We start from the raw sequence: 2130 nt of genomic DNA on the forward strand, positions 1-2130 counted from the left end.
CTGTTTCAGGGATGACCTCTTAAAAAACCTCACAGATACAGAGTTTGCGATGTATTATCTGGAGGCAGCATTAGCAGACTATAAGAGGATGACAACACAGAGTCGCTCTGGATGGCACTGCGTGATGTGGTAGAGGCACAGGGCAGAAAGGTGATCGCGAAACTATAGAGATTCCATCAATGCGGAACAACGCACCTGTGCAAGAAATACAATATTACCGTGCCCCAGACGGCAAAAATCCTTTCACGGAATGGCTTGAATCTATTCGAGACAAAAGTACACAAAACAGAATTGACAAACGGCTTGAGCGGTTGGAAGATGGAAATTTTGGCGATTTCAAATCTGTTGGAGACGGTGTTTTTGAATTGCGTCTCCGCTTCGGTCCGGGATATCGTATCTATTTTGGCAGAATTGACAATACACTTGTTCTTCTACTTTGTGGTGGAGACAAGGCATCACAAGTGCGGGATATTGAACGCGCAAAAACCTATTGGCGAGAATATAAGGAGGCACACCCATGAGAGAAATGGGAAATTGGCGTGAGTACCAAAGGGAGAGGCTTGCTAATGATCCAGAAGCAGCAATTGACTATCTCCAATTAACAGTGGAGGAATACCTTGCTGACGGTGATCTACCTTTCTTTCTGAAGGGACTCCGAACTTTTATAGAATCACAGGGCGGGATTGCTGAAATTTGCAAACGAACTGATATTGAACCTGAAATTCTCTTGGATGCTCTCTCTAACGAGGATGCCCGGCGGTTAGACATACTCAACACTATACTAAATACCTTTGAGTGTCGGTTGCCGCTTCAACATAAGGCAGATGCAAACTTTAGCGTTAAACCCGAACGGAAATCCTTTATAACGTGAGTTTGAAAATAAAAATTGAAGCTTCCCGTAGGTTGGGTTGAACGTAGTGAAACCCAACATAGCCACCCAATCTAACCTATCAGCTTAGACGTGACAGAACACTACGTAATCTCTTCAAAATAATTCGGATCTTTTCGGTGGTAGTGTGAGATATCCTGTCCGTTTGTCCATACCGCTATGGGCGCACCGGTCGCGTTGCAGTAGGATTTGAGTTGATCCTTACCGTCTTGGAGTTTCGGCTTCTTTAACTCAACGATGATGTAGGGGGTATCGGGTTGGTCCTTATCGACGATGACAATATCGGCACGTTTTCTTTCTCTGCCAAAATTCACGAGATGTTCAAATCTCACGCGTTCTGTTGAATAGCGGTACTGCTTCAGAAGTCGTGCGGCGTAAAGTTGGCGGATGAGTTCTTCGGGTTTTAGTTGAATTGCTTTCCTGCGAATGGGACAGCGGATAAATGCGGTCTTTTTGCCTCTAACCGTTTGGATAAGAATTTCTTCCCGCAACGCCTGAATTTCGGATTCGTCAAACAAGTCAAGGTGATAATTGCTGTCTTTGAGGATGGTTTGAATGATGTCAGGTTGTGTCATAAGTTTGCCTTTCTTTTTATTCTGTCCAATTGAGAGGTCTGGGAACCATACATGGACGCAATAGCATTTTATCCATTCTGGATTTTAGGGTTGGTTCGTAGTAGTGCAATTTATCGCACGTTCGCGAGTCAACAACGGGCAATGAATTGCCCTACTACGAACTCGATTTACCTTTAATTTCAAACTGGACAAAGCAATAGTCATTGACTTTCTATAGCGGTTTGACCTTAATGTTCCTACACCAGATTTTTCCACCGTGGTCCTGGATACCGATATGTCCACTTCGCGGGAAATCTTTGAGGGCGATACCGAATTTATTCCGACTGCCATCAGGGTTTTGGTGGGGTGTATCCCATTCGTCTAAATCCGCCCGAACAATCTCTTCACCATTAAGCGTCACGGCGATGATACTGCCATCACACGTGATAATCATCTCATTCCACTCACCCGCAGGTTTACAGGTGTTTCGCGTCGGTCCCAAGGCATCGTAGAGCGCGCCGCAATCGTGATTAGTGGTGGGTTCTTTGCCGTGGGTATCCAAAATTTGGATTTCAAGTCCGCTCTGAACCGCATCCTCAAGGTCTGCCCATCGGACAAAAATCCCGCTGTTAACCTTCGGTTCGGTTTTGTACGCGAGCGATAATATGAAGTTATCGTAGTGCTGTT

4 protein-coding genes are annotated in these 2130 nt (G+C 45.2%); 2 read left to right on the forward strand and 2 right to left on the reverse strand.

The features are described from left to right. The first annotated feature begins 197 nt into the window (after window positions 1-197). Window positions 198-521, forward strand: coding sequence for a type II toxin-antitoxin system RelE/ParE family toxin (locus OXH39_06795; protein MCY3550150.1), 324 nt, complete (start codon window positions 198-200; stop codon window positions 519-521). Then, complete coding sequence (locus OXH39_06800; protein MCY3550151.1) at window positions 518-871, forward strand: hypothetical protein; 354 nt, start codon at window positions 518-520, stop codon at window positions 869-871. Before OXH39_06795 ends, OXH39_06800 begins: the two co-directional genes overlap by 4 nt. Before the next feature lie 101 nt (window positions 872-972). Here OXH39_06800 and OXH39_06805 read toward each other — a convergent pair whose 3' ends face one another. Together OXH39_06805 and OXH39_06810 are read right to left on the reverse strand one after the other, a co-directional pair. Next, window positions 973-1464: a type I restriction enzyme HsdR N-terminal domain-containing protein gene (locus OXH39_06805; protein ID MCY3550152.1), complete on the reverse strand. Its 492-nt coding sequence runs from the start codon at window positions 1462-1464 to the stop codon at window positions 973-975. Window positions 1465-1675: 211 nt separating this feature from the next. Then, on the reverse strand, window positions 1676-2130 hold a 455-nt coding region (locus OXH39_06810; protein ID MCY3550153.1), incomplete at its 5' end, for a DUF1080 domain-containing protein.

It is taken from the genome of Candidatus Poribacteria bacterium (assembly GCA_026702755.1).
Lineage (GTDB): Bacteria > Poribacteria > WGA-4E > WGA-4E > WGA-3G > WGA-3G.

Coding starts and splice junctions, on each gene's coding strand:
- OXH39_06800 (MCY3550151.1), top strand. CDS start 518: ATGAGAGAAATGGGAAATTGGCGTGAGTACCAAAGGGAGAGGCTTGCT.
- OXH39_06805 (MCY3550152.1), bottom strand. CDS start 1,464: ATGACACAACCTGACATCATTCAAACCATCCTCAAAGACAGCAATTAT.